This window comes from Haloarcula terrestris, from assembly GCF_031624315.1.
GTDB classification, from domain to species: domain Archaea; phylum Halobacteriota; class Halobacteria; order Halobacteriales; family Haloarculaceae; genus Haloarcula; species Haloarcula terrestris.
The window spans coordinates 1-23929 of sequence record NZ_JAMQOM010000013.1 but is presented as its reverse complement, the minus strand read 5'-3'; the positions used below and the strand labels follow the sequence as shown (position 1 = coordinate 23929).

The window sequence follows — 23929 nt, the reverse complement described above, 5'->3', positions numbered from 1 at the left end:
TATTGTTCGAGTTTTTCGGAGTCCATACATTGACATCCTCCCGCGCCTAAAGACGCGGGAATCCACGAAGTGGATATTCAGGTTGCGCGTTTCCTCGGTTCTCAAGGACGCTTTCGCGTGGAACGTCGAAGGTTACCGTCCAGTTGTGACCAAGGACGTGCTTTCCAGCGCGTGTAGCCCTGTCAATGGGGCCTTCCTCCTCGCATACAGCGAGCGTCAAAGACGACTGGCTATTCAACCAGCGAGGTAGCACGGTCCGCGTCAGCCGAACTGCTACGCCGTGCATGGTTCTCCCTGACGTTGAGCGATGTTCTCCGAAGCGTTCAGATCGGCGTGGCGTTCACGGTCGCACTCTGAACATGAAAAGTGGTCGCCATCACGGGTTCCCATCGAACCACAGACCGAACACTCCTGACTGGTCTGGTACGCGTCGACTTTTTCGACACGGATACCAGCACGTTCGGCTTTGTACGTGATGAACCGTTGGAGTTGGTGGAAGTGCCAGGAATGAACACCCGACCACGAACTGTTCTCACGGATTCCTTCGAGGTCTTCTATCCGAATAACGGGGTTCTCGAATTGTTCTGCGAACGTGATGAGGCGGCGGGAGAGTTTGTGATTTAGGTCTCTGATTCGACGCTGTTCTTTGTCACCCACACGGTTACGTGCGCGAAGCGCACCCGCCTCTGAAAGCGAATCGCGTAGGGAACGATATTTGCGTCGAACGTACTTCGCCTCACCACCAGAGATAAGCATCGACTCGTCTTCGCCGTAGGCTGTCACAGCAAGGATGTGGCGTTCACCAATATCGACACCGATGGGTGTCTCACCCGAGGTGTCGGCGTCGTATTCAATATTGAACGTACAGTACCAGTCGTCTCCGCGACGATAGACCTGTAGACGGGTCTTCTTGGCGTCACCTTCGACGAGACGGTCTACGGGGGCAGCAATATCTTCGTACACGTCGATAGGCGTGTACCACCATTGGGAGACACACGGGAAGCCGACAACCACCGTACCGCTCTCAGTGGTGTCGATTTCCCAGTTCTGGTTGTTGACGGCAAACGGTTGACTCTCTCGGTAGCGCACCTCACCGTCCTTGCTGTGGTCAGATTTCGCCTCTCGAATGGCTTGATTCTGAATGGCCGAGTAGAGATCGTTATCGATGCTGGCTGTGGTCACAGATTTATCGAAGTCACCGTTTTTCCACCCATCAATGCAGAACTGCTTGGTATCACGGTAGAGGTGGGTAGCGCGTTGCCACTCTTTCTGCCGCGAGAGAGATGGATTGTGGAATTTCGCGGTGACAGTCACCGTGACCATTACACTTGTAATTAGATGGGTTTTTTTAAATATCTGCTGGAATATCAGGCAAGGTTATCCACGGTGGGTTGTGTAACCGATTGTCGGATTCATCCTGACCCTAAAGGGCCAGGCATTCTCCTCGAATCTCTGTAATCATACCGAAGAAGGCGGACGATGACTCGATAGTCGTTAGTGGCGACTCGGCGACAACGGCGAGTGGATCCTGATTCCACCGACAGCTGTGTTTCTCGAAGTGTGCGTCTGCCCGCCAGTCTTGGAAACGAGCGATGGGTCCGACGCTGCTTCGACCGTGCTCTAACAGTAGAATCCGTCCATCCGGCGCACATACGCGCCCCATCTCCGAGAGCGCCTCGACCCGGTTGGGAAACGTACACGTCGACAGTGAGGATATGACGGTATCGAAACTATCGTTTGGAAAGTCGAGATCCTGGGCATCCATCTCGTACAGTGTCGTTTCCTGTGAGCTGTCGTCAAGACGCTGCTCCGCCTCTGTGAGCACCGCATCACTGATGTCGATGCCAACGTACTCAGTATCTTGGCCGAGATACTGTGCGTTAGTCCGACGCCATGCCCACGTCGACGATGCTCGCGTCACGGACGCTCTCGACACCCTCGAAGCGAACGACCTTGTCACCACCACCGACGGTACCTACGCCCTGACCGACCACGGCCACGACGCCATCACCCAGGCCGCCCGGTCGCTGGCTATCGTCACCGGCCACGACCTGGTCGTCACCGACGGCGGCACCACCATCCCCTCACACACGGCGGCGGCCAGCAAACTCGACACCGTCCTGCAGGCCGCCGAGCCCGCCCTCGCTGACGAAGAACTCGAACTGCTGGACGCTGTCAGCACCTACCTCAGGAACACGGACGGCTTCGTCGTCGAGACGCATGCAGAACCCACAATCCGCAGCCACGCGCTCGACGTTATCGCCACCACCGAAGACGGCCACGGCGCACCCATCGGCGACGTACTGGATACGCTCGCCCAAGAGTATGGAGCCAAGCGGGCGATGACGGCGCTGCTGGATTTGCTTGTGCAGGGCGACTGTTACCAGCCCCAGCCAGCGACGCTCCGGCGAGTCGACAACGATACCGTCGAGACGGGAGGCGACCAATGACGACCTACCACGACCTGACCGGCTTCCAGCGCGACCTCCTGGAAGCCATCGCCGCCGTCGACGACGATCCCTACGGCCTCGCGCTCAAGGACTATCTCGACGAGTGCTACGCCGACCCCATCAACCACAGCCGCCTCTACCAGAATCTCGAGCAGCTCGTCGACAAGGGCCTCATCAACCGCGACGACCTCGACGCCCGCACCAACGTGTATACGCTGACTGACGCTGGCAGACAGCTACTCCAGCGCCAGGCAGAAACACTCGCAGGCCTGTGTGACCAGCCCCGGCCCATCGTCGATGGGGGTGCACAGTAATGGCGCACCGACCTGTACAGCGCCGTTTCTCAGCGGGCAAAACTGGGGACACAGTCGGCCGATGCTGTCAGAGGCACGCAATCACTGGGCAGGTGATGACCGACTGGTACCCTACCAGAATACACGCAAAGCTCATAAATAATGGTTGTTGCCGGGGAATCAATCACAGAGCAATCCGTGGAACAGTCCGCCGTCGTAGTGGACGGCGGACTGCTTCGTGTGCCTCTGACAATTTTCCAGGACAAAGTGGACTACTTTGTACCTGTACTGTTAGATTGGGTCGCCCCTATAATTGTAATTTTCGCCTCGTAATCAATTCTGAATACAGCGCACAGCACCCCGAAAACGGGGGTCCGGGCCCACGGAAAGGGGATAGGGAGATTGGAGAGTGTGTGCGGCGTGTCGATGACAGGGGCCGGAACCCATTCGACCGCCGTAGGACAGTTTCTCAAAAAACTTGCTCACTCAGGTCCACAGCCTCCCAGCCACGAGGGGGTGTGCTGGCATGACTGCCCCCAGCGCCGGCAGGAGCTGACGACCGCTATCAGCCGAGCAGAGGACCTCATGACGTTCCGTGTCCCCGTCGCCGAACTCCGCCAGCGCGACAGCCCGCCCACACAGGCCTGCCTGTGACGACTCCGCTACATGGTCGGTGATCTCGAACATACACCGAGTGGACGACCGACTTCCCCACCATCGATAACTACTACGACCAGTACCGCCGCGGTGACTACGCTCACGATGTCGTCATCGAGCGACGGGAGGTGGTCGAACGATGACCGGCCACGGCAACCGCTACGGCGTCGACCACGACGACTGCGAGGCTCCGGGGTGGCGACAAGAGTCTGAGTCCACCGACACCGGAGCCACGCTGCAGGGAGGCTCCTGATGACCCCTGCAGGTCGCATCCAGTCCGTTGCCACGAGGCAAATCCACTGGACTGTCCGGAGTTGCCACGAGCCAACTACCGCGTCCAGATAGCGCCCGCTACGTCACCGATAGCCCGTGCCGTGGTCGGCACTGCCCGGTTCGATTCCGGGGACGGGCACTGTGGTCACGATGCCACGAAACACAACCCCCGACGACAGCGGGACCGACAGCACAGCCCCCGATCAGGCGCTCGCCGACGAACTCGACATGGACATCGGACAGGGCGGAGCAAGCATCAACGAACTCCAGTCACTCGTCAGCGACCTCGACGGCGACGTGTCACCCCTCGTTTCGAGTGTTCTTGAGACGCTGGTCGCGACTATCGATGACCTCCACGAACGCGTCACCGAACTAAAGGACGACCTCGAACAGACCCACAAGGTTGCCACCACGCCGTCGGTGACGCCGCCGCGAACGACCACCGCCTCAACAACCTCGAAGCCCAGCAGGAGACCACCCGCGATGTCGCCAAGAGTGCCATCGCCAAAGCCCAGCAACTCGAAGCCGATAGCGACCGTCAAGAGGACGCCGAGCAGCTGCCCGAGGGGATCGAACCCAGCAGCTCGCCGCTGGATTTCTTCGCGAACTGCCGCCAAGCCAAAGTCAAGCAAGCGTTCGTCGAAGAGTCCAATCGCCAGAACACCTATCGAGCGATTGCCATCGCGAAACGCTGGCCCGAGTTCGCGACCAAACGCACTGATGGCAGTGGCGTCTTTCTGACCAAAGACGACGTCACCACAGCGTTGACCGCAGAACTCGGCAAACAACCCCATCGCCAGACCATCGCCCGCGTCTGGGATTCCCTCCACGAATTGGGTGGCACCGATATCCAAGCAAAGTCCCGGCAGGTCGGTCGACGACAGGAGTCCACAGAGATTCTCACGATGGACATGGAGACAGCCCAGGGCCTGCTGGAGAAACGCTACATTGGCTTGGATTTGCTGGAGGGAACCACCGACAAAGCACAGACTGGAGGTGTCACACCTGTTGTGACGGGGAGTTCCACCTGACCCCTGTGACAGACCACCCACAGCGACGAATCGTCCCAAGACTACTACGATAGAAGGCGACGCCACGTGCCCTGCCGTCGCCGACGCCCACCCTTCCTAGCTGCAGGACTCAGTAGGACCCCCCTGGTTTCAGAAGCAATGTATGCGATCCTAACAGACGCAAGGTATACCCATCTGAGAGGGCCGTCACAACTGGTGTGACAGTTGATAGATATTAAGCGTATCCTCCGGAAAGACAATGTTGAGTGACCCAGTTCCACCGGTCCTTCACAATTCCCATGCGTAGTATACCGACATGGCTACTGAGGAGGAAGGATTTGGTTAAATTAATGCCCTCCACATCCATCACAAGCGAACTTTTTTATATTCACCTGCTCTAACCTCGGATGAGGACGCAGGTCACTCCCTTGCCTTTGTGGCGGGGACTGACCTGGTAAGCATGTGCGGTCACAGCGCACGTGTGCTGACGTCCGGCGGTTCCTTTCCGTTACAACTCATTCAGCAGATACTCCCGTACAACATCGGATTGTAACCGATTAGCGAGTGACTGGAGTGGCTGACTGCCCCAGACATCATCTGTTGAGGGGCGGCGTCCTTCGATCCATGCAGCTGCACGGTCGTACCGTTGTTGTGACTGTCGACGGTCGCGGGAGCGAAGGCTGTATAGCGTACAGGGAGGGTCATCCGAGACATTCCAAGAATCATCAATTCGCTGGAGATCATAACCGATTCCCTCAATACCAACTTCGGGGAGCTGGCTTCTTATGTATCCAGCAATGTAATCAGCTGCCGTCAGTTCTGGATAAACCCGGTCGCCGTCTTGGAGTTGCGTGAGGTAAACTGGCGTAACCCGGTCACCAAACCCGTTGAATTGCCGTGTCGCTGCTCTTCTAAGGTGTTCTTGACGAGAGCCGTACATTCGGACACCGCCATCATGCACCAGTGCTGCAGGCCCCTGGTAGTTAGGTATAGTCCCAGAGCCACCAGTTAGAGCTTTACTGGCGACGATGCAGGCTGTAGCCGCTCGTTGCTCGACAGTATACGTACCCCATCCAGCGACGGCATACCAAGTAATAGGGCTGGAGTCAAGAGACGTAAGTAATTCCTCAACTGTTCCAGACAACTCCGCATTTGACAAACCATCCGGCGTCGAACTTGATTTGCTCTTCCACGGCTGGAGGCCGAGTTCAATAAGTAACTCAGCCAAGGATTCACCAGATGATCGTGGACACTGCACCGCAGTCATGACGAATGGCCCATCGTGTTGATTTCCAGACTCATCAACACCAACGACATGGCTGGCGTGTTGGACTGGTGGTTGTGTATCAACCAACCCGTGTTCAACCAACTCAATCTGCCGCAATCCCGACGACATCTATATTATTCAATCGTATTCACCTACCGGATAAAAATCCTCACTTAATGGATGACTGGGTGGTTATTCCATCTCTCCGCCAGTATCAGATGTTCTGACAAAGGAAACCGTTCGTGCAGACAGCTGATGAGCGCTTATTCGGTCGCTGAAGAAGTGTGATAGGACGCCCCGGAATCAAACGAGGTCAGCTCCTCGATGCGCTCTTCGAGCTCCGCAATCTCGTCTTGGAGCTCCTGGACTTCGTCATCGTCAGCATCGCTGGCGACAAGGCGATCTTTCAGTCCCTGAAGCCGGGTCTCTTTGGTCTCCTCGTCAACATCGGCTTTGTGGACGTACTCTGTACTCTCGATGTCGTACAGATCCGTCTCGGATAGTTCAGTCACCTCAAGAGCATCGTCTACCTTGTCTCGATCAACACTCGTCACGCGCTCCCGGTTGATCCCGGCGGCTTCCAGCGCGTTCAGCACAGTCTCATCGTCTTTGAGCGAGCGTTGGCGGCGTGCTGTTCGCTGGACGGAGCCAAACTGCCCGCTCACTGGCTGGTCGTGATGGAGCCGACTCAGTATGACGTCAGCGACCTCTTTCCGAAGGTCGTTGGCACTGCGTTGGACATCCGACAGCATCGTGTATAGGTCCACCAGCGTATCCGTCTCGATATCACCAAACGGTTCGACGTCGTGGCGCTCAAGCGCATCAGTCAACAGAAGTGCATCGCTGTACACTTGCAGATCCGGTTCAGTGCGCTCGGTTTCTTCATCCCCATCGCCGGTCGTGGAGACCTGTGTCGTAGTTTCGAGGTCGCTTTGTCGGATGATGCCGGCGTCTTCATCAATCTCCATTCGTGGATGGAGCGACCAGACCGCAGCGAAGGATTCGGCGTCAGGTGGCAATCGGTCAAGAGCGAACTCTTGATATGGTTCGTCATGCACCCGCCGAAACAGCGTCTCGAACTGCTCGCGCTGGAGTGGCCGTGTCTCATCCTTCTCAACGTAGTCGATGATGATTCGGTGTTCCTGGGTCTCACTGATCCGGAACGGCGTGTGTGAGAGTGGCGTCACCAGCACTGCATCGGATGGAAGTTCATCAGCCTCCTCCAACAGCGTATGCCAGTTGACACTGAACGACATATTCGATCCAACACTGCCCTCATCAAATGACTACTGCTCACGCGTGCACACACCACCGTTTCCAGTGAAAACCACCAGACAGCAGTGGTAGTTACACTTGAAACAGGGTGTGGTAAGTCTGCGAATTGACCGTACTCAGTGCTGGAGTAACTTACACTTCGAGTCGCTCCATCGGCTCGACCTCGAAGGTCAGCAAGTGGGACCGGAGTTGTGCGTAGGCCCCATCGCCGTCAGTCGTGACGCAATACCGGTTTGGCCTTGCCTCGCGAGGTTTCCCGTCGTTCTCCCGCCACTCCGTCAGCGTGAACTCAAGCGCTTTCAACTCGCCAGCAGCGCTCTCAAAGACGGTCGCAACTGATGGCGTCCCGTGATTGTCAGCGATGTAGGCCACCTTGACAGCGTCGTGGTCGGCGTCAAGTTTCGTCCACCCATCGAATTCGTCTGGCGGATCCTCAGCGAAGTGCTCGATTTCCCTCCGTGTCCGTTCGGCTTCCGCTGCGTCCCGCCATGCTTGTTTGATATCCTCCGCTTGAGACTGCTCGATCTCCTGAAGAACATTGGTGTCGATACAGTCCTCGGCCCAGGCAAGCACTGTCTTGGCTTTCTTGTACTGCTCCTCGGGTTCGCCGTCTAGCTGCCCGAAGTTCAGTTCCCTGGGCGACAGCAAGAGGACGTGGGAGCGCCAGTAGCCGGGATCACCGACGCGATCCTCATCGGCATCGGGAGCCCACGTTTCCATCGAGGTTCTGACCTCTTCGTGGTGCCCAAAGCCAGTTCGGACGCCGCCGGCACGCAGGATACGTTCTGCGAGGTCGATGGTTCGCTCGCGCTCGTCAGCAGGAACTTCCTCAGGACGGTCAACGTCGGCATAGAACGGTAAGCCGACTTTGCTGATGATCGCTCCTTCATAGTTTGGACTGAGCGGCGGTTCCTCGACGAAGATCGGGTCAAACGGTGGTTCGACCGTAGGCAACATACTGGAAAGCCTCCAGCCACTGAGGCAGCACAAAATCGCGACTAGAGTGAGCCCGACCTAGAGGTACTGGTCGGCGGTCTCGCCGTGGCTCGCTTCCAGCGCTTCCCAGTCGGTCCATTCGTCGTACTCTGGGCAGATCTGGCCGTCTGATAGCAGATCATCGACGAAGGCTTGGACCTGCTCGTCGACAGGTGCATTCTGCAGGTCGTGTTCCTGTGCGACGACCCGGGCACCACAGAACGAACGGCCATCGGCTGCGAGCTGCCAGAGCAGGAGCTTTCGGTTCTGGTAGGTTGCGAGTTCAGTGAGCAGTGCTTCCTCATTACCGTGGTCTGGTGAATTGGACACGTTCTGGTGCCTCCACCCAAGAGGGTGGCAAAAATTGGAGTTGGATTGATATCAAAGATTCAACAGAAGGCCAAAATCACGTTTCCGATTAAAAGTTTGATGCGACAGAACCATCGTGTTCAGATTAGCTGATTCCATGCGAAGCTGAACGATCTGAGCCAATCGCCGGCTGTGTCTGCTTCGGCATTGCTGAAACAGTTTGAGAAACATACAGTTCGGCGTTTTATTTCTCTGAAAACACGTTCGACAGCGTTCCGATTTCCATGTTTTTCGTATCTGAAGTCGAAACCATGTCGGTGACAGGCAGCTTGTAACGATTTAGAGCTATCGACGAGAAACACAGCGTCGTCGACGTCGTATTTCTCGTTGAGTTCAGCAAGGAACGAATGAGCTAGAACCTTCGTTGTGGTCGGTCTAACCTTCGTATAGAGCAGCTCATTTGTCTACGGATCTACGGCAGCGTACAGCCAGTACTGCTCATCATTGAGTTGGATCACGGTCTCGTCAACCGCATTGTGATCCAGTGACTGACCATCTTCGGGCTGTAAATCAGCCTTGTGAACCCAATTATGCACGGTTGAACGGGCGCGTTGGATACCAAATATTTCAAGAGCTGAAACAGTATTCGAAAGTGACAATCCACCAGATGTAGCTGAATACTCAGCTTCATCAGCAGTCGCGGTGTCGCTTCTCGCTCCACAAATTCCAAGTCGAGTTGATCGATACTACCGCTGAGGCTAGCGTTTTCGGGCATGAATCACTCAGAAAACGCTACGCCTCACTCTTCAATCCTTATCTGAACACCGCGGCATCCTAACACCCGAAACTCATCATCATAGAGGATTCTACGCTACGAGGCTGGTTACCTCAGATCGGCCCGGCGGAACCTGAGTTACCCAAGGAGGAGGGGACGATCCCCAAGTGACCAGAAAACCCAGAAACACTCCTAGTTCGAGGTGGACGCTTACCAGGCCGCCTATCTGTGCTTCTACGGCAGTTCAACTACCGAGTAACAGCGGATAGCCAAGTGCATTGTACGCCTAGTCGGACTGGGGTTAACCATTACTGGGAACACAAGAACGTCTGCAAGCAGCGAGAGATAGGCGGAACATGACCGACTGCTAATGTCCGTATCCCTGAGGCCGAAGCGCAATCGGTCGGTTGAGAGTCAAAGGAAGGTCTTCAACACGGTGTCAGGTTTCTGGTGAGGGATAGTTCCCGCGACCGGTTTCGGTGTAGCCCTCAGCGGTCACCCAGCCCGTCTGTGGGCCAGTGGCGCTGAACTCAACTCTGTCAGTGTACTCGTTGCCTGTCCAGCCACCAGTAAACCACTCGTTGTACCCGCCAAACGTCACGAGACCAGCAACACTGGCGTTCGCCGGTGCGTCGTACGCGAAACAAACTGTTTCACCCTGGTTCGGGAGTCGACATTCTGTTGCGTTTCGCGTCACCATCTCTCTAGTGTAAAACGTCGGCTCTGTCCCGATCGGACTCTGGGTTTCGAGCGGGTATTCGGCGTTCACAGAGACGCTGACGCTGACCGTTCTGAATGACACTTTCTGATGGTTCGGATTCGATGGGTCGTACTCAGACTGGGATATCTCCTCACGTCGTCCTTGACTGTCTTCTTCCACAATTTGGTAATACCGGGGCTCTACGCGCAACTCCTCCGTCGTGAGTTCCAGCAATGGACCGTAGTCCGTCTGGACGACCGTCGCATCAAATGAATCGTCCACGGTCCCGTTGGGGGCGACGACACTCGCGTTGATCGCCGTCGTGTTGTTGACCTGGGGAAGTACCGTATTGACGCGGAACGCTCACCGACATTGATTACCGGACCGGTTAAGAGGATCGGATTTTCGCCACTAATGAAATGTGAGGAACGGAGGGATGGTACTCCCTCATCCCGGGAGAAAGAAATTGATTACAGCAACGACCAATCCGGCGAGTCCCATCCGAGCTGCAGCAACGTACCATCGCTGTCCCGAAATCGAGCCCATATACGCGCCAAACACAGCCAATACACCAATACCTAGACCGACTGCAATGAGCGCTGCCTCTTGCATCGTGAGAACGGCCCCCTCAACGACGAACGGGCTTAGCGGGATGAGTATCCCGATAAGTGGACCAAGCCCGCTCATTATCGCGTGCATGATGCGTGCACCACTTTGTTCCCGTTGAACACGAGTATCACCAAGGTCTGTGAGCATTGCTTGTTCGATGCGTCTTATTTCGGATCGGGTTTCGGCACGTTCGATCTCCCAGACACTCCAGACTGCGGATGTTCCGAGTCCAACTGCCGCACCCAGCCCGATCTTGATGACGGTAAGCCCATCAGGAACTCCCGAAAGGACGGCACCAACAATGATACCGATGCTTGTGAGCGTCCCGTCGAACCCGTTTGAGATGAAGTATCGACGAGAGATCGCGAGAACATCCTCTTTCCCGCGGAGTCGTCGCAGAAGCTGTCGAATCGATGGCACGGATCTCAGGTATCCTGTAGCGTGCGTCGATCTTTAACAACATAGTCACCACAAGCAACTTGGTCTACAGAGTGGATTGACCCACCGAGATTTTCAATTGTCTCTTCTATCGTCGCAAAATCTAGGTCCTCACCCTCGAATGTGAGTTTAATGTTCTGAACCTCCTGATCCAATTCGATGAGAGACGACGTCACTCCCTCAACACTTTCAGTTTCCGCAACCCGATTGGTAAATTCCAGCAGAGGTGGATCGTGTGGTTTCAATACATCGATGACGAGGCGGCGGACTGTTGCCATGCCTCAATATAATAACAGTTTACTTTAAAAAAGCGTGTGTCCGCAACTATTCGGCGACAGACGAACCATGCATCAGGATGTCTCCTATCAGGGGTTCTATGCGACTTTCTTTTTTCTGAGCTACAGATGGCGTTCCAGCAGGCAAGACGTTATGATAGCGTAGCCCGTACTTCTCTAGGGGGAGTCCCTGAATATCGATGAAGTCGTCGAAAAAAATCGATTTGAACCCTCGCTATTGGCGCAACAGTCCAGGTTTGGGCAGCATTCGAGAAGGACACAACCGGACGAGGAATCCGTCAATCAATCCAGGAAATTCGGTGCATGATCGACGGTTCGAACAGCTGATCCACGTTCCATCACCAAAACACCAGTATGTACGACACCATCCTATTCCCGACGGACGGAAGCGACCCCGCAGAATCAGTCCTCGAGTACGCACTACAAATCGCGTCCGAACACGAAGCCACGATTCATATCCTCAACGTTGCGGATACCGGCCGAGACAGCATCACCACCATTCGCGGCGATGTCATCGATGTCCTTGAAGAGGAAGGGGAACGTATCGTTGAGGAAGCCGCTGACCGTGCGAGAGAGCACGGAATTTCTGTTGTCTCTGCGGTCCACCAAGGCGACCCGTACAAAACGATTGTCGATTACAGCCACCAGTCCAACATCGATTGTATTGTCATGCCAACACATGGACGGCGCGGGATTCAACGGTTCCTCCTCGGGAGTGTCACCGAGCGTGTCATCAGCACTGCAGAAGTCCCTGTTATTGCAGTCAACCCTGCTAGAGAACGACCACTCACGTATCCTCCCCAGCACGTCCTCGTCCCAACGGATGGAAGTCGTGGTGCAGAACTCGCATTGATGAAGGGAATCGATGTCGCGGAAGCGGCTGGCGCAACGCTCCATCTGCTTCACGTCGTTGAGACAGGCAGCCTCGGTCCCGATGCACGGTCCATCCTGAAAGAGGGGGAATTGACCGAGCGAGCGGACGAAATTATGGCCGAAGCCACCGAGAAGATTGAGGAATCATCGCTTGACGCCGTCACCAAAGTAACCGAACACGGTGACCCATCGAAAGTGATTCGTAACTATATTTCCGAGAATGACATCGATCTCGCAATCATGGGAACACACGGACAAACCGATTTCAGCAGGTACACCATGGGCAGTGTCAGCGCGAAACTCGTCCGCACATCCTCAGTACCGGTGGTATGGATGCGAGAATCTGAACCGGACCAGACATCTGATTGAGAGTTTCCTAACGGGGAGACGTCCCGGTGGCAGCGGCGATGGGAATATACCGTTTGATTGCGCTGACTACAGCGAGGTATCCGGGAAGCGCGACTGTAAGTACAGTACCAATAAGTATCCAGTCGGCAAGTCCCAGCGGTACCGTGCCAAAGTACTGATTGAGTGGGGTATAGAGGACGGCCAGTTGTAGTACTAACGACACCCCCACTGCGAGTGCGAGCCACGGATTCGAGAACGTTGGCGTTTCTCGAAGCCAGCGAATGACGTACAACTTCTCGAACTCCAGTGCGACAAATCCCGTGAACACCATCGTCATCGCGTATGGGGTAATGGCGGGGGCCCCTCTGAGGAGATAGAACAGCAATCCGAGCATGACCACCGTCGAGACAGCTCCAGCTCCTCCGACAAGCCCGAGCATACGGCCATCAACAATACCCCTATCAGGATCGCGCGGCGGGCGCTCCATCACGTCACCGCTTTGCGGGTCCGCACCGAGTGCCAGGGCTGGCAATCCGTCAGTGAGCAGGTTAATCCACAGGAGTTGCACTGCCGGTAACACGAGGTAGCCAAACAGCGACGCCAGAAACACGATTGCGACCTCAGCGATGTTCGCACTGAGTAGGTATGCGACAAATTTCCAGATATTGTCGAAGATGGCCCGCCCACGCTCAACCGCTCGCTCAATAGTCGTGTAGTTGTCGTCCAATAAAATAACATCACTGGCCTGTTTGGCCACGTCAGTCCCGCGTATTCCCATTGCGACGCCAACGTCGGCGTTCTTCAACGCCGGTGCGTCGTTGACCCCATCGCCTGTCATGGCGACAGTGTGGCCGTTCGCTTGCAGCGCCTGCAGGATCCGCACCTTGTGCTCTGGTGACGTGCGTGCAAATACGTCGATTGCCTCAACGCGTTCGCCGAGTTCCTCGTCAGAGAGGTGCTCGACATCACGGCCTTCCATAACCGTCTGCCCCAGGCCGAGTTCGCCGGCGATAGCAGCGGCGGTCCGAACGTTATCACCAGTCACCATCTTCACGTCAATACCTGCACGCTTTGTCGCTGCAATCGCGTCGGCAACTTCGTCACGAGCCGGATCGATCATCCCAACCAGCCCAGCCAAGGTCAGGTCGGCACTGACATCGTCAGCATCGCCGGTTACGTCGTCACGTTCTACCACGGTTGCGTCTTCTGTATAAGCTACCGCGAGGACCCTGAGCGCGTCGTCAGCGAACGTCCCGACCTGCTCCCGGACCTCCTCGGCTCTGTCGGACGTTAGATCCGTGGGGCCGTCCTCGGTGAGGATGTGGGAGCACTTCGAGAGGATTACTTCAGGGGCGCCTTTTATATAGACCGTGTCGTCGTGAACAGTCCCCATCCATTTGCGCTCCGACGAGAACGGAATCTCGTCCGTTCTGGGATTCTCTTCCCGAAGACGTTCGACATTGATTCCGGTCTTGTCAGCCGCCATGACGATAGCCTGTTCTGTGGGGTCCCCTTGGTCAAGAGTGGCATCGCTACACAGTGTTCCTCCACGGAGTACTATGGCAATGCGATCAGACAGGGATTCTTCACCCGTGACGTCTAGGTCAACAACTGCATCGTTGACCCAGACCCGGGTGACTGACATTCGCCCCTCAGTCAGTGTCCCGGTCTTGTCTGTACAGATAACGTCGACGGACCCTAGTGCTTCGACGGCGGGCAAACGCCGCACGAGGGCGTTCTCGTCAGCCATCGCCCGGACACCGAGTGCCAGCGTTAACGTCACAACCGCCGGGAGTCCTTCGGGGACCGCGGCCACAGCGAGCGAGATCGCTGTGAGTCCCGCCTGGACCAGTTTGGTACCTCGGAGAAGTAAGAGTGGGATCACGAGTGCGGCTAGGATCACCACACCGATGCCGAGCGTCCGGCCTAACGAATCGAGTTCTTCCTGTAGGGGTGTGTCGGTTTCCTCGGTCCCCGCGAGCTCGCGGGCAATGGCCCCGACTTCAGTGTCCATACCGGTTGCCGTGAGGACGGCAACACCTGAGCCACGTGTGACGTTCGTCCCCTTGTACACCATCGATTCTCGCTCCGCCAGCGGCGCGTCGGTGTCGACCGGTTCACATCCTTTCGAGACTGGGGCACTCTCCCCAGTAAGTGCTGCCTCATCAACCTCTATGGAACGTCCTTCGATCAGTCGACCATCGGCTGGAACGACATCACCACTCTTCAGTTCGACAACATCACCCGGAACGAGTTCGGTCGCATCAATATCAACAGTCTGCCCGTCACGTCTGACAGTCGCTGTTGGTGCGGTCAATTCCCGTAAGGACTCGAGAGTTTCCTCTGCGCGGTAATCCTGTACGAAGCCAAACAGACCGTTAACGACTACGATTACGGTTATCAGTACGGCATCGACAGTATGTCCCGCCCACAAAGAAAGTCCCGCCGCCGCAACCAGCACCCAAATAAGAGCGCTGTCGAACTGTGCGACAACTATATCGAGTGGTGCTCGTTTGCTACCTTGTGTGATGTCGTTCTCACCGTGTCTTTCACGCCGATTTCGGGCTTCCGATTCCGACAGCCCATCAGGGGCACTGTCAAGTGCTGAAAAGACATCAGTAGTCGATTGCATATGGGCGTCTTCGGGCATAAATCAGTGGTCTACTGCTATCTTCATATGAGTTGCCGTACCGTAAGCGAACCAAGGTTCTTCTCCGCGACTCTAGTATAAGATATGGGCGAACAGGTATTCGGGCCAAACTCCTCCGCATTCAGTGGGTGTGTGAATTGAGATACCCGTATTCAAGTATTTTGTCCGCCAAGACTGTTCTGTTAGTAGCATTATCTACCCATGTCGTCGCCAATATCAGATCGGTTCCTGCGGAACCACCGGTTGACTGGATGCTATGGGGGAACGTGTCTCGTTAGGATTCGACTCGTCCAGTTATTTCATCTGGTACGAGGCGATAAAATTCGAAGCTCACTTCACGGAGTGGGCGTTCGAAAATGTCTATCAGGGGCATGTCAACGTGTTCGAGCCCTCCTAGCGTTTCTGTTTCAATCCTCTCCCGTTCGACATCTTCGAGCCGTCCGTTGGCGACCACACTATGCCACCCCTCATCCGTCTCGTGATAGGTCACGAACGTTACCGGCCGGTCCTCAAGCTCTCCTTTCGACCTGTGTACACCAACAGCCAATCGAAAGTAGAAGGTGCTGGTCGACACATCGTATCCATATGAGACTGGAACCGAATAAGGGGGATCGTCACCAGCAGAGGGTGAAAGTACACCTGTCCCACCGTTGTCCAGAAACTCGTCTCTTTCCTCGTCCGTCATCGTGACAGGGCTGTCCGCAGACATAGTTACTATCACCACAGGAATAGGAATAAGTGCATTATTGAGTTGTCTGTCATTGATGACTAGCTAACCGAAAACCGAGCAGACTCCGAACCCACTCGGAAGAGGACAATCAGGGAGAGCAAGTTTGATTGCAGGACTAGTTAACTCACTGATCTTGAGCGTTAACTGCCAGAACAGGCACATCGGCGTGTCTGATGACCCGCTCTGTCGTGCTTCCGAGGAGGAACCGACTGAGTCCAGTCCGGCCGGGCGTCCCCATCGCGATCAGATCGATATTGTTCTCCGCAGCGTAATCAAGAATATCTGACGCCGGGGACCCGCTCACGACCTGTGTAACGGTTTGTACTCCGGACTCGCGTGCTCGCGTTGCGATCCGTTCAGTCTCTTTCTCATCTTGCGGTTCCAGTGAGTCAATCAGGTCTTTCGGCAGCGCGTATTCGGAGCCGGCTGCAACATCGCCGAGATTGATGACGTTCAGAGCGTGAACGCGGGCATCGAACTGCGATGCTATCTCGCATGCGGGCTTGACTGCGGCCGCTGCGGACGCGCTTCCGACCGTCGGGACGAGGATATCGTCGTACGAGTCCATATTCGGATTCTGTTCGGTCGCACGGGCGGTGAGAACAGGGACTTCGACCTATCGATGCTACTATTTGTCACGCTTCCTGCGAGATATCGTCCGACACCTGAGCGGCCGTGCGTTCCCATTGCAATCAGATCCACATCGTGGTCGTCATGATATGAGAAAATCTCCTCAACGGGACTTCCTTTTCTGACAGCTGTCTGGATTTCTTCAGAGACATCGACAGTGTCCGTGATGGCCACGATTTTTTCGGCGTCAGCCTCCATGCGGTCAATTATTTCATTTTCGAGGCCACCAGCATTGAATGGTCCGCCTGCTGTCCGCATGTCTATGACAGTAATGATATGCAGAGTCGCGTTGAACGCACGGGCTATGGCGGCCCCGTGTTCGCTGCCATCGGTCGGGACTAGAACTGAATCGTACATCGTTGTGTTCACCAACCGATGCTGTCAGCTGATAAACTGCAGTTGCAATTCTCGCGATACTGGAAATCCAGTAGTGTGGTGTCAATAACCTCGTATATCCGGATTGTGCTGCTATGAAATGCTCACCAGAGAACCCACAGTATGATGATAGATATAACAGTAGTACAATTATTATTAGTATTTGTTAGATATATTTTCATTTGAAACGAAATATAAATATTACTGTTATATAATTATTGGATATTACTATATATCTAAATTGGAAATGAATATATTGACATTACTGCTACCGTGTTATCAGGTGTATTAATTTACAACTGACACTACTCTTGACACTACTGGAAATGGACTAAAATTGTCGCTAGTGTCGTTTACTTGCTGATTGGATCGCCGGTGAGATTGAAATATGGGTCCATGCAATTTCTCTCAAGAATGTCTCCGGTCTCCCGAGATGCGCACAGCATCATCGGTTCATACCCTATCCCATATCTTCTGAGTACAAGTATCAGAATGCGGGAGCCTTGGAACCCGTCATGAGTTTAAATAGAAGGTTGCTTTGCCGCAAATCGAACTCTGGACATGCTTGTGTAGGCAGGGGAACAGTTATTCGCGTTAGTCGTGTAGATAGTTACTGCGATGACAATCGACGAACTCGGTAAATATGGGATGTCGAAGATGAGTGATGACGAAGTTGAGGGCTTCCTCTCGAGTCAGAGTTTGGGTGTCCTGGGCCTAGCCACTGGCGGTGCACCGTACATGATCCCGATGTCGTATGGATTTGACGGAGGTTCATGCCTCTACTTCTTTTTCGTCGTGGGCGCCGAGAGCCGAAAAGAGAATCTTGTAGAGCAGTCAGAGTCCGCCAGTTTTCTCGTCTACAATGCTGAGACCATGTTCCACTGGCAAAGCGTCATTCTGACGGGAACGATACAAAAACTTCCCGAGGATAAGCGGGCCGACATCGAGGCGTCGTCAGATCCGAAGTGGCGCCCCGAACTCTTCGAGACTGCAAGCGAGATGGAAGGGACCCACCTTTTCCAGTTCCAAATAAAGGAATGGTCTGGTATCAGACATGTCGGGCTCCCACCTGGATTTGCACCTCGGCAAGAGGAAGAAAAACAAAACTAACTGAGGTTTGCCTCTTTCACAGTGAATGCTTAAGAGGTTGCCTCCGTAGGGGCCATATGTCGTTTCCAGTTAGAGTAAGTGACGTGATGAGTCGGCCAGTTCAAACCATCAGTCCTGAAACAGCCATGGCTGATGCAGCGTCGTTATGTGATCAAGAAGCGATTGGATCAGTTGTTGTCATTGAGGATACCAGACCGATTGGCATTGTCACAAGTGCGGATTTCGTCAAAGTACTCGGAAATATCTCCAATCCCGGAAGCCATGCCGTGGCGGAGTTCATGTCTTCACCAGTCACGACTATCCAGTCCGAGGCAACCCTCGGCGAGGCTGTCGATACAATGTACGATAACGACATTAGCCGATTGGTCGTCATTGAAGACGAATCTCTAGTCGGACTCATCTCAACAGACGATATCGCAGAGACCGTCCCACAGATCCTTCATCGGAGCGAACTCACCAGTACGTCTGGCAAGCATCGGTACCGTGTCCGACCGGGGACGGCTTATGAACACGATGAATGGACGTACGAAAGTATGGCGTCTTCTGATCGCAATATCTCTGTCGGTGACAGAGTCGAATTCGGGAAGGCAATCACTGAACAAGACGTTCGATCTTTTGCTGCTCTGAGTGGGGATACAAACCGTTTACATCTCGACGAAGAGTACGCTTCCGGGACCCGGTTTGGCCAGCGAATCGTTCATGGGACGCTAGTCAGCAGCCTCATCAGTGCCGCTCTTGCACGCTTGCCAGGAGTAACTATCTACGTCTCACAGGACCTCTCTTTTCTCGCGCCGGTTGATATCGGAGAATCAGTCACTGCCGTCTGTGAAATTGTCAAAGAAGTCGGCCGAAATAAATATCTCGTCACAACCGATGTGGTTGACAGTTCCGGCACACGGGTCATCGAAGGACAAGCAGTCGTATTGATCGACGCTCCTCCGGAAGAAGCCTCTATCGAAATCGAAGCCATCTCATGAAAACCAGCCAACAGACGGTTGGTTGATTCGATTCAGAAACCGGTGGAGGATTGCCAGGCCATGTGGTGGAGACATGACAGTACACAGGGGGAATTGACAGAAATACGTCTCCTCTCGAAGAGGTCTCCAAAGACAGGGTCATGACCTCCGTGAGAGTGTCAACCGAGGATATATCGCATCCAGGGATACCGTTCGACGAGTGGTTGACCCCCAATATCGTACTGTTCGATGTACGCGTCCAGACCGAGAATACGCCCGGCTCCGAAGGCTGCGACCGAGACGAAGACCAGCATATACGCGAAGTCTCCGTTGATGTAGCCGTGAGCGATATCCCAGTTACCGAAGTAGAACAGCACCATCATAAACGCTCCCCAGAACGCCGCCAACCGAGTGAGACACCCGACGAGTAACCCGAGTCCGATGAACAGTTGGCCCCACGGGACCGCGATATTCACGAAATCCATAAACCATGGCATCTGGGACATCGTGATGAACAGGTCGGCGAACGGACTGCCGTTCGCTGCAGGGGCGTTCGCCAAGTAGCCCGCTGCACTAAACCCGTCACCGAGTAGTTTGCTCATTCCGGCCTGAAGGAACGCGAGACCCATCATCAACCGCAGTGCAAGGATGAACCACACGCTCAGCGTGTGGAGTTGTCCTTCAACCGTGATTCCGCCGACCGTACTTCTGAGACTTACTTCTTGTACACTCATATCTTGGTATGTGATAACTAATGTATTATACTTTACCCAAAAACAGACCTTGTGGTACAGTTTCGACGCTTCAGATATGATAACAACTGCAATTGGCCGGAGCAGGCGGTCGGCATATGAACTCTTGCCGAAAAATCAGAAGTGAACAATCCTTCCTCCGAGGTTTGGTCGGTGTTTATTCGAGGAACCGAGACAGTTCGACGTTTCCCACCATGCCAACCGCAAAGTAATTGATAATATATGTATAGATATGAACACTGTGACCGCTCGATTACGAACAGCGGTGAGCGGAATTCGTGTATTCGAATCCCCACGGGCTCGGAGACGGTTTCTCGTTCATGCTGCATTGGGTCTTCTTCTGGTAGGTACGATAACATTGTTGGTCCATCAACAACTCGTTCTGTTGACCAACCCGCAGGAGCTTCGCCTGCTCATTCGCGAGTTCGGGATTCTTGGTCCATTCGCACTCGTCGCTCTCCAGGCACTACAGGTCGTGGTAGCTCCCGTTCCTGGACAGGTTCTAGCCGTCGTCGCTGGCTATCTCTACGGTGCGTGGTGGGGGACCTTTTACAATATGCTCGGTATCACACTAGGCAGCACTGCTGCGTTCTGGCTGTCACGACGGTACGGCCGTCCGTACGTCGAGCAAATCAGTCATGCCGAGACGCTGATGAAGTTCGATGATATTGACGACAATCATCAGCGACTCGCACTATTTGTGATGTTTCTGGTGCCTGGACTCCCGGACGATGCCATCTGTTTCGTCGGCGGACTCACACGACTCCCGCTCTGGCAACTCGTCGTGCTCGCCGTTGTTGGTCGAGCACCTGGGTTTTTCCTAGTGAATGTCATCGGGGAGTACGTTGAAGCAGGACGTTTCGACGCAGCTATCCTCCTGGCAGTCGGGTTAGCCGTGGTAACGGCGATCGGCTACCGATATCGGGAACGACTCTTCGAAGCGTTTACCCTGCGTTGACATGGTCAAACCGACGCTCCGCTCACAAATCGCCGGTAGTTCAGTACCGCGCTCAAAATCGTGGGCTGTACATGGGATAAGCACTTCCGATGGAAATGCCTGCTTCAGTTCCTTCGTGTGTGGCACGGAGAATATTTCGTGATTCGCGTGCATCGCCGACAATGTACACCTCAACTGGGTCGGCTTCCAATTCCATGGCGAGGTCGTTGTTCGATTCATGTCCCGCAGCTACGACGACAGTATCCGTCTCGTAGGTGGACTCGATGCCGGATTCAGTCGTAGTGACGACGGCAGATTCCTCGATTGAAACGACTGTCTCCCCGGTTTTCGTGTCTATTCGTCTGTTCTTGTCGAACTGCTGAAGCATATCGATGCGACTGATTCGCTCTTTGTCAGGTGCTATTCGATCCGTCTGCTCAACGATGGTGACCGCAGTCCCTTGAGCAGCGAGATAGGTAGCAACATCACAGCCGACATCTCCACCACCAATTATCACAGCCGTTTCACCAGCAACAGGTACTGACTCACGCAAGATATCCCATGCTTGGACGACGTGAGATTGATCGACACCCGGAATATCAAGTTCCCTGGGACGAGCCCCCGTTGCTACGACGATCGTATCTGGTTCACTGTCACGTATCAATTCGGCGTCGACGCGTTCACCCAGGCGACACTCGACCGCTCGGTGCGAGAGTTGCTCTTTAAGATACTCTAAGTACCACTGGATTTTTTCTTTTCCGGGAGGTTGCGCTGCGATATGGAGTTGTCCGCCGATTCTTTCGGCGGCATCGTAAAGCATCACATCGTGACCGCGGTCTGTCGCCCGAATGGCAGCCTGAACACCGGCAGGGCCTGCCCCTACGACTATGATATCTTTCGGTGTGGCTGCTGACTCTCGGATTGCGAATTCTCGCTCCCGGCCGACTGCCGGGTTGATCGTACACCCCATCTGTTTGTCAGCCATAAATCCCTCACCGATACAGCCTATATTACAGCCAATACAGCGATTTAACTCCTCTAGCCGTCCCTCTTTGGCCTTCCGTGCGAAGTATGGATCGCTGATATGCCCCCGACCGATTGCAACGAACGTTGCTTTGCCCTCTGCGATAATCTTGTCTGCAGTCTCTGGCTGCCGTACCACCCCGACAGCGATGGTTGGAATATCGACAACGGAACCGATCTCAGCAGCCAGATAGCTCCGCCAACCTTCTTCGAATCGCATCGGTTCGAGCGTTTGTGGTGCGGATCCGTAGGTCCCGGCAGACACGTGAAGGATATCTACACCAGCTTCCTCGAGTAATTCGGCCATTTGCTTGCTCTGCTTTACCCCATACCCGTCCTCGACGAATTCATCTGCACTCATTCGAAAAGAGAGGTTGATGTCGGTGCTGAGTTCGTCGCGTATACCCTCGACAATTTCTAGGGGAAACTGCATTCGCCCGCGAAGGCTGCCTCCATATTTGTCCTCCCTACTGTTCGTCCGCGAAGACATAAATTGTTCGAGAAGATATCCATGCGCGCCGTGCAGTTCAACGCCATCGAATCCTGCCTTACGGGCCCGCTTTGCCCCGCCAACGAAGGCCCCAACTAAGTCTTCGACTTCTTCAGTCTCGAGTACTCTCGGGTTCTGGGCACTATAACTTTGCTCGGCCTGTGAGGGCACAACTGGACGGATGCCCCCAGTTTTGGACTCTGTCGTCTGGCCACCCGCGTGGTGTAACTGGACGAATACTTTCGCGTCGTGGTTGTGGAGTCGTGTTGTGAGTCTTGCGAGTCCTGGAATACAGCTGTCGTCGTCGATTCTGAGTTGATTAGCTATCGTATCAGACACCGGATGGTCGACGGCAGTCACCTCAAGAATAATCAAGCCTGTCCCACCGTTCGCCCGCTCAGCATAGTATTCGACGAGTTGGTCTGTAACCTCGCCCCGTTCACTTGCGAAATTCGTCCCCATGGGGGCCATCACGAGTCGGTTTCGGATGTTAGTTGAACCGATGCGACCAGGCTGAAACAGGTGGGTGAATTCGTGGGACATGTCAAAGTATCCGAGACAGATGTTTCGTGATATCGGTTGGCAAGTTAAAAAAAGTATTCGCTCATGTGAAGCGTTATGCGATGCTCCGCTACGCCCTCTGATTACTCGTGCCGAAGGCCGCATTTAGTTTTTCTCGCTCGCCAATAGCCCCGTGGACAGTATGTATGTCAGACGTACAGACGAGGCCTTTTATTGGCCGGAGGCGGGTGTCATTCGGTCTCACGTCAGGTTTATCTTTTTCCGCAAACCCACTTCTCTGAGTTAGTCCTAAACGCGCTGCCAGTCGAGACCAAGAGGTTCAGACTGGGTGTTGATTTCGATCACAATATCCTCGCCACTGGGTGCCTCCACCACAGTATCTCCCAAGGTCGAGAAAATCAAGTTTCGTGATGGATGATCGGATGTGGACTCAGTGGTCTTCTGGTAGTGATACGGTCAGTACGGGGACGTCTGCGACACGAACGATCTTTTCGGTAACGCTTCCGAGGAGATACCTATCTAAGCTAGTTCGGCCGTGCGTCCCCATCACGATGAGATCGATATCACGTATGGGAGTTACGTGGGCGAAGAGATGGACGTTCCCGGAGCCGCGACTATCATTGCAGTGGCGGACGCGATTGTCGCCGTCTTGGCCGGCATCGTCATCTTTCCCATCGTCTTTACGTTCGATCTTGAACCGTCTCTCGGCACTGAACTGGCGTTCTCCACCCTTCCTGCAGCGTTCTCGCTCCTTCCCCGTGGGCGAATTGTTGCGGGGGCGTTCTTCGGTCTCCTCTTCGCGGCTGCGATCACTTCAGCTGTCTCCATGATGGAAGTCGGTGTCTCGACCGTTCGGGGTGCAACACAGTTTTTACGGCGACAAGCGACGATACTCGTCTCTGTCTCGGTGTTCCTCCTCAGGATGCCGTCACTCCTGAGTTACACGCCGTTCCAACTCTACGTGTGGGGGACACCGTTCCTCGACCTCCTAGACAACTCTGTTGGGACGCTCGGTCTTCCAGTCATGGAGCTTATAATTTCAATCACGTTCGGCTATTATGCGAGACATGAGAAGATTCGGCTCTGGTGAATCGCTGGACAGCGTCGGCTTCGACCGTCAGAACTAGGAAGTTGAAGCGGGAAACCGCCGATGCTCTATGTCGAAGATCTCCCGCTTCACGAGCAAAGTCGTTCAGTTAGCTAAAA

Annotated in this window: 20 protein-coding genes and 4 pseudogenes; 8 read left to right on the top strand and 16 right to left on the bottom strand. The window is 54.6% G+C overall.

Features of this window, described 5'->3' with window-relative positions:
* Nucleotides 1-273 precede the first annotated feature (273 nt).
* Entirely contained in the window at nt 274-1323 is a 1050-nt protein-coding gene (locus tag NDI54_RS18875) for an RNA-guided endonuclease InsQ/TnpB family protein (protein ID WP_310897947.1), read from the bottom strand.
* Nucleotides 1324-1423: 100 nt separating this feature from the next.
* Nucleotides 1424-1825, bottom strand: coding sequence for a class I SAM-dependent methyltransferase (locus NDI54_RS18870; protein WP_310897946.1), 402 nt, complete (start codon nt 1823-1825; stop codon nt 1424-1426).
* 16 nt (nt 1826-1841) lie between these two features.
* Between NDI54_RS18870 and NDI54_RS18865 the strand changes: the two genes are divergently transcribed.
* The 3 genes and pseudogenes from NDI54_RS18865 to NDI54_RS18850 all read left to right on the top strand — a co-directional run bounded on the left by NDI54_RS18865 (nt 1842) and on the right by NDI54_RS18850 (nt 4704).
* Nucleotides 1842-2450 (top strand): transcriptional regulator, encoded by a 609-nt coding sequence (locus tag NDI54_RS18865; protein WP_310897945.1) that lies wholly within the window; start codon nt 1842-1844, stop codon nt 2448-2450.
* Nucleotides 2447-2764, top strand: coding sequence for a PadR family transcriptional regulator (locus NDI54_RS18860; RefSeq protein WP_310897944.1), 318 nt, complete (start codon nt 2447-2449; stop codon nt 2762-2764). The genes NDI54_RS18865 and NDI54_RS18860 overlap by 4 nt, the downstream gene beginning before the upstream one ends.
* 1059 nt (nt 2765-3823) lie before the next feature.
* A pseudogene (locus tag NDI54_RS18850) lies at nt 3824-4704 on the top strand (hypothetical protein).
* Between the two features lie 487 nt (nt 4705-5191).
* On the opposite strand, the gene NDI54_RS18845 reads toward NDI54_RS18850, so the two are convergent.
* The 8 genes and pseudogenes from NDI54_RS18845 to NDI54_RS18810 form a co-directional block, all read right to left on the bottom strand.
* On the bottom strand, nt 5192-6079 hold the full coding sequence (locus NDI54_RS18845; RefSeq protein WP_310897943.1) for a hypothetical protein: 888 nt from the start codon (nt 6077-6079) through the stop codon (nt 5192-5194).
* 134 nt (nt 6080-6213) lie between these two features.
* Nucleotides 6214-7206: a hypothetical protein gene (locus NDI54_RS18840; protein ID WP_310897942.1), complete on the bottom strand. Its 993-nt coding sequence runs from the start codon at nt 7204-7206 to the stop codon at nt 6214-6216.
* A 151-nt stretch (nt 7207-7357) separates the two neighbouring features.
* On the bottom strand, nt 7358-8182 hold the full coding sequence (locus tag NDI54_RS18835; RefSeq protein ID WP_310897941.1) for a hypothetical protein: 825 nt from the start codon (nt 8180-8182) through the stop codon (nt 7358-7360).
* A gap of 57 nt (nt 8183-8239) precedes the next feature.
* Nucleotides 8240-8530, bottom strand: coding sequence for a hypothetical protein (locus NDI54_RS18830; protein WP_310897940.1), 291 nt, complete (start codon nt 8528-8530; stop codon nt 8240-8242).
* A 119-nt stretch (nt 8531-8649) separates the two neighbouring features.
* Nucleotides 8650-9284 (bottom strand): annotated as a pseudogene (locus NDI54_RS18825) (IS6 family transposase).
* 439 nt (nt 9285-9723) lie between these two features.
* The gene (locus NDI54_RS18820) at nt 9724-10266 is read right to left on the bottom strand and encodes a hypothetical protein (RefSeq protein WP_310897939.1); all 543 of its coding nucleotides are present in this window, start codon (nt 10264-10266) and stop codon (nt 9724-9726) included.
* Between the two features lie 165 nt (nt 10267-10431).
* Nucleotides 10432-11013 (bottom strand): VIT1/CCC1 transporter family protein, encoded by a 582-nt coding sequence (locus NDI54_RS18815; protein ID WP_310897938.1) that lies wholly within the window; start codon nt 11011-11013, stop codon nt 10432-10434.
* A gap of 5 nt (nt 11014-11018) precedes the next feature.
* Nucleotides 11019-11309 carry a DUF211 domain-containing protein gene (locus NDI54_RS18810; RefSeq protein ID WP_310897937.1) on the bottom strand — a complete coding sequence of 97 codons (291 nt, stop codon included), beginning with the start codon at nt 11307-11309 and terminating at the stop codon, nt 11019-11021.
* 372 nt (nt 11310-11681) lie between these two features.
* Here NDI54_RS18810 and NDI54_RS18805 point away from each other — a divergent pair, with 372 nt between their 5' ends.
* A complete protein-coding gene (locus tag NDI54_RS18805) occupies nt 11682-12569 on the top strand; it encodes a universal stress protein (RefSeq protein WP_310897936.1) in 888 nt (295 codons plus the stop codon).
* Nucleotides 12570-12576: 7 nt separating this feature from the next.
* Here NDI54_RS18805 and NDI54_RS18800 read toward each other — a convergent pair whose 3' ends face one another.
* The 3 genes and pseudogenes from NDI54_RS18800 to NDI54_RS18790 all read right to left on the bottom strand — a co-directional run bounded on the left by NDI54_RS18800 (nt 12577) and on the right by NDI54_RS18790 (nt 16915).
* Complete coding sequence (locus tag NDI54_RS18800) at nt 12577-15198, bottom strand: calcium-translocating P-type ATPase, PMCA-type (protein WP_310897935.1); 2622 nt, start codon at nt 15196-15198, stop codon at nt 12577-12579.
* A gap of 274 nt (nt 15199-15472) precedes the next feature.
* Nucleotides 15473-15907 carry a pyridoxamine 5'-phosphate oxidase family protein gene (locus NDI54_RS18795; RefSeq protein WP_310897934.1) on the bottom strand — a complete coding sequence of 145 codons (435 nt, stop codon included), beginning with the start codon at nt 15905-15907 and terminating at the stop codon, nt 15473-15475.
* Between the two features lie 145 nt (nt 15908-16052).
* Nucleotides 16053-16915, bottom strand: a pseudogene (locus NDI54_RS18790) (universal stress protein).
* 636 nt (nt 16916-17551) lie between these two features.
* On the opposite strand from NDI54_RS18790, the gene NDI54_RS18785 reads away from it, so the two are divergent.
* Together NDI54_RS18785 and NDI54_RS18780 are read left to right on the top strand one after the other, a co-directional pair.
* Entirely contained in the window at nt 17552-18043 is a 492-nt protein-coding gene (locus tag NDI54_RS18785) for a pyridoxamine 5'-phosphate oxidase family protein (RefSeq protein WP_310897933.1), read from the top strand.
* A gap of 86 nt (nt 18044-18129) precedes the next feature.
* Nucleotides 18130-19020: a CBS domain-containing protein gene (locus NDI54_RS18780; protein ID WP_310897932.1), complete on the top strand. Its 891-nt coding sequence runs from the start codon at nt 18130-18132 to the stop codon at nt 19018-19020.
* Nucleotides 19021-19178: 158 nt separating this feature from the next.
* On the opposite strand, the gene NDI54_RS18775 is transcribed toward NDI54_RS18780, so the two are convergent.
* On the bottom strand, nt 19179-19733 hold the full coding sequence (locus NDI54_RS18775) for a DoxX family protein (protein ID WP_310897931.1): 555 nt from the start codon (nt 19731-19733) through the stop codon (nt 19179-19181).
* Between the two features lie 403 nt (nt 19734-20136).
* On the opposite strand from NDI54_RS18775, the gene NDI54_RS18770 reads away from it, so the two are divergent.
* Entirely contained in the window at nt 20137-20709 is a 573-nt protein-coding gene (locus tag NDI54_RS18770; protein WP_310897930.1) for a TVP38/TMEM64 family protein, read from the top strand.
* A gap of 52 nt (nt 20710-20761) precedes the next feature.
* On the opposite strand, the gene NDI54_RS18765 is transcribed toward NDI54_RS18770, so the two are convergent.
* Both NDI54_RS18765 and NDI54_RS18760 read right to left on the bottom strand, forming a co-directional pair.
* Nucleotides 20762-22744, bottom strand: a complete 1983-nt coding sequence (locus NDI54_RS18765; protein WP_310897929.1) for an oxidoreductase — start codon at nt 22742-22744, stop codon at nt 20762-20764.
* Between the two features lie 409 nt (nt 22745-23153).
* A pseudogene (locus tag NDI54_RS18760) lies at nt 23154-23288 on the bottom strand (universal stress protein); the annotation flags it as partial.
* Nucleotides 23289-23303: 15 nt separating this feature from the next.
* Here NDI54_RS18760 and NDI54_RS18755 point away from each other — a divergent pair.
* A complete protein-coding gene (locus tag NDI54_RS18755; RefSeq protein ID WP_310897928.1) occupies nt 23304-23813 on the top strand; it encodes a hypothetical protein in 510 nt (169 codons plus the stop codon).
* Nucleotides 23814-23929 lie beyond the last annotated feature (116 nt).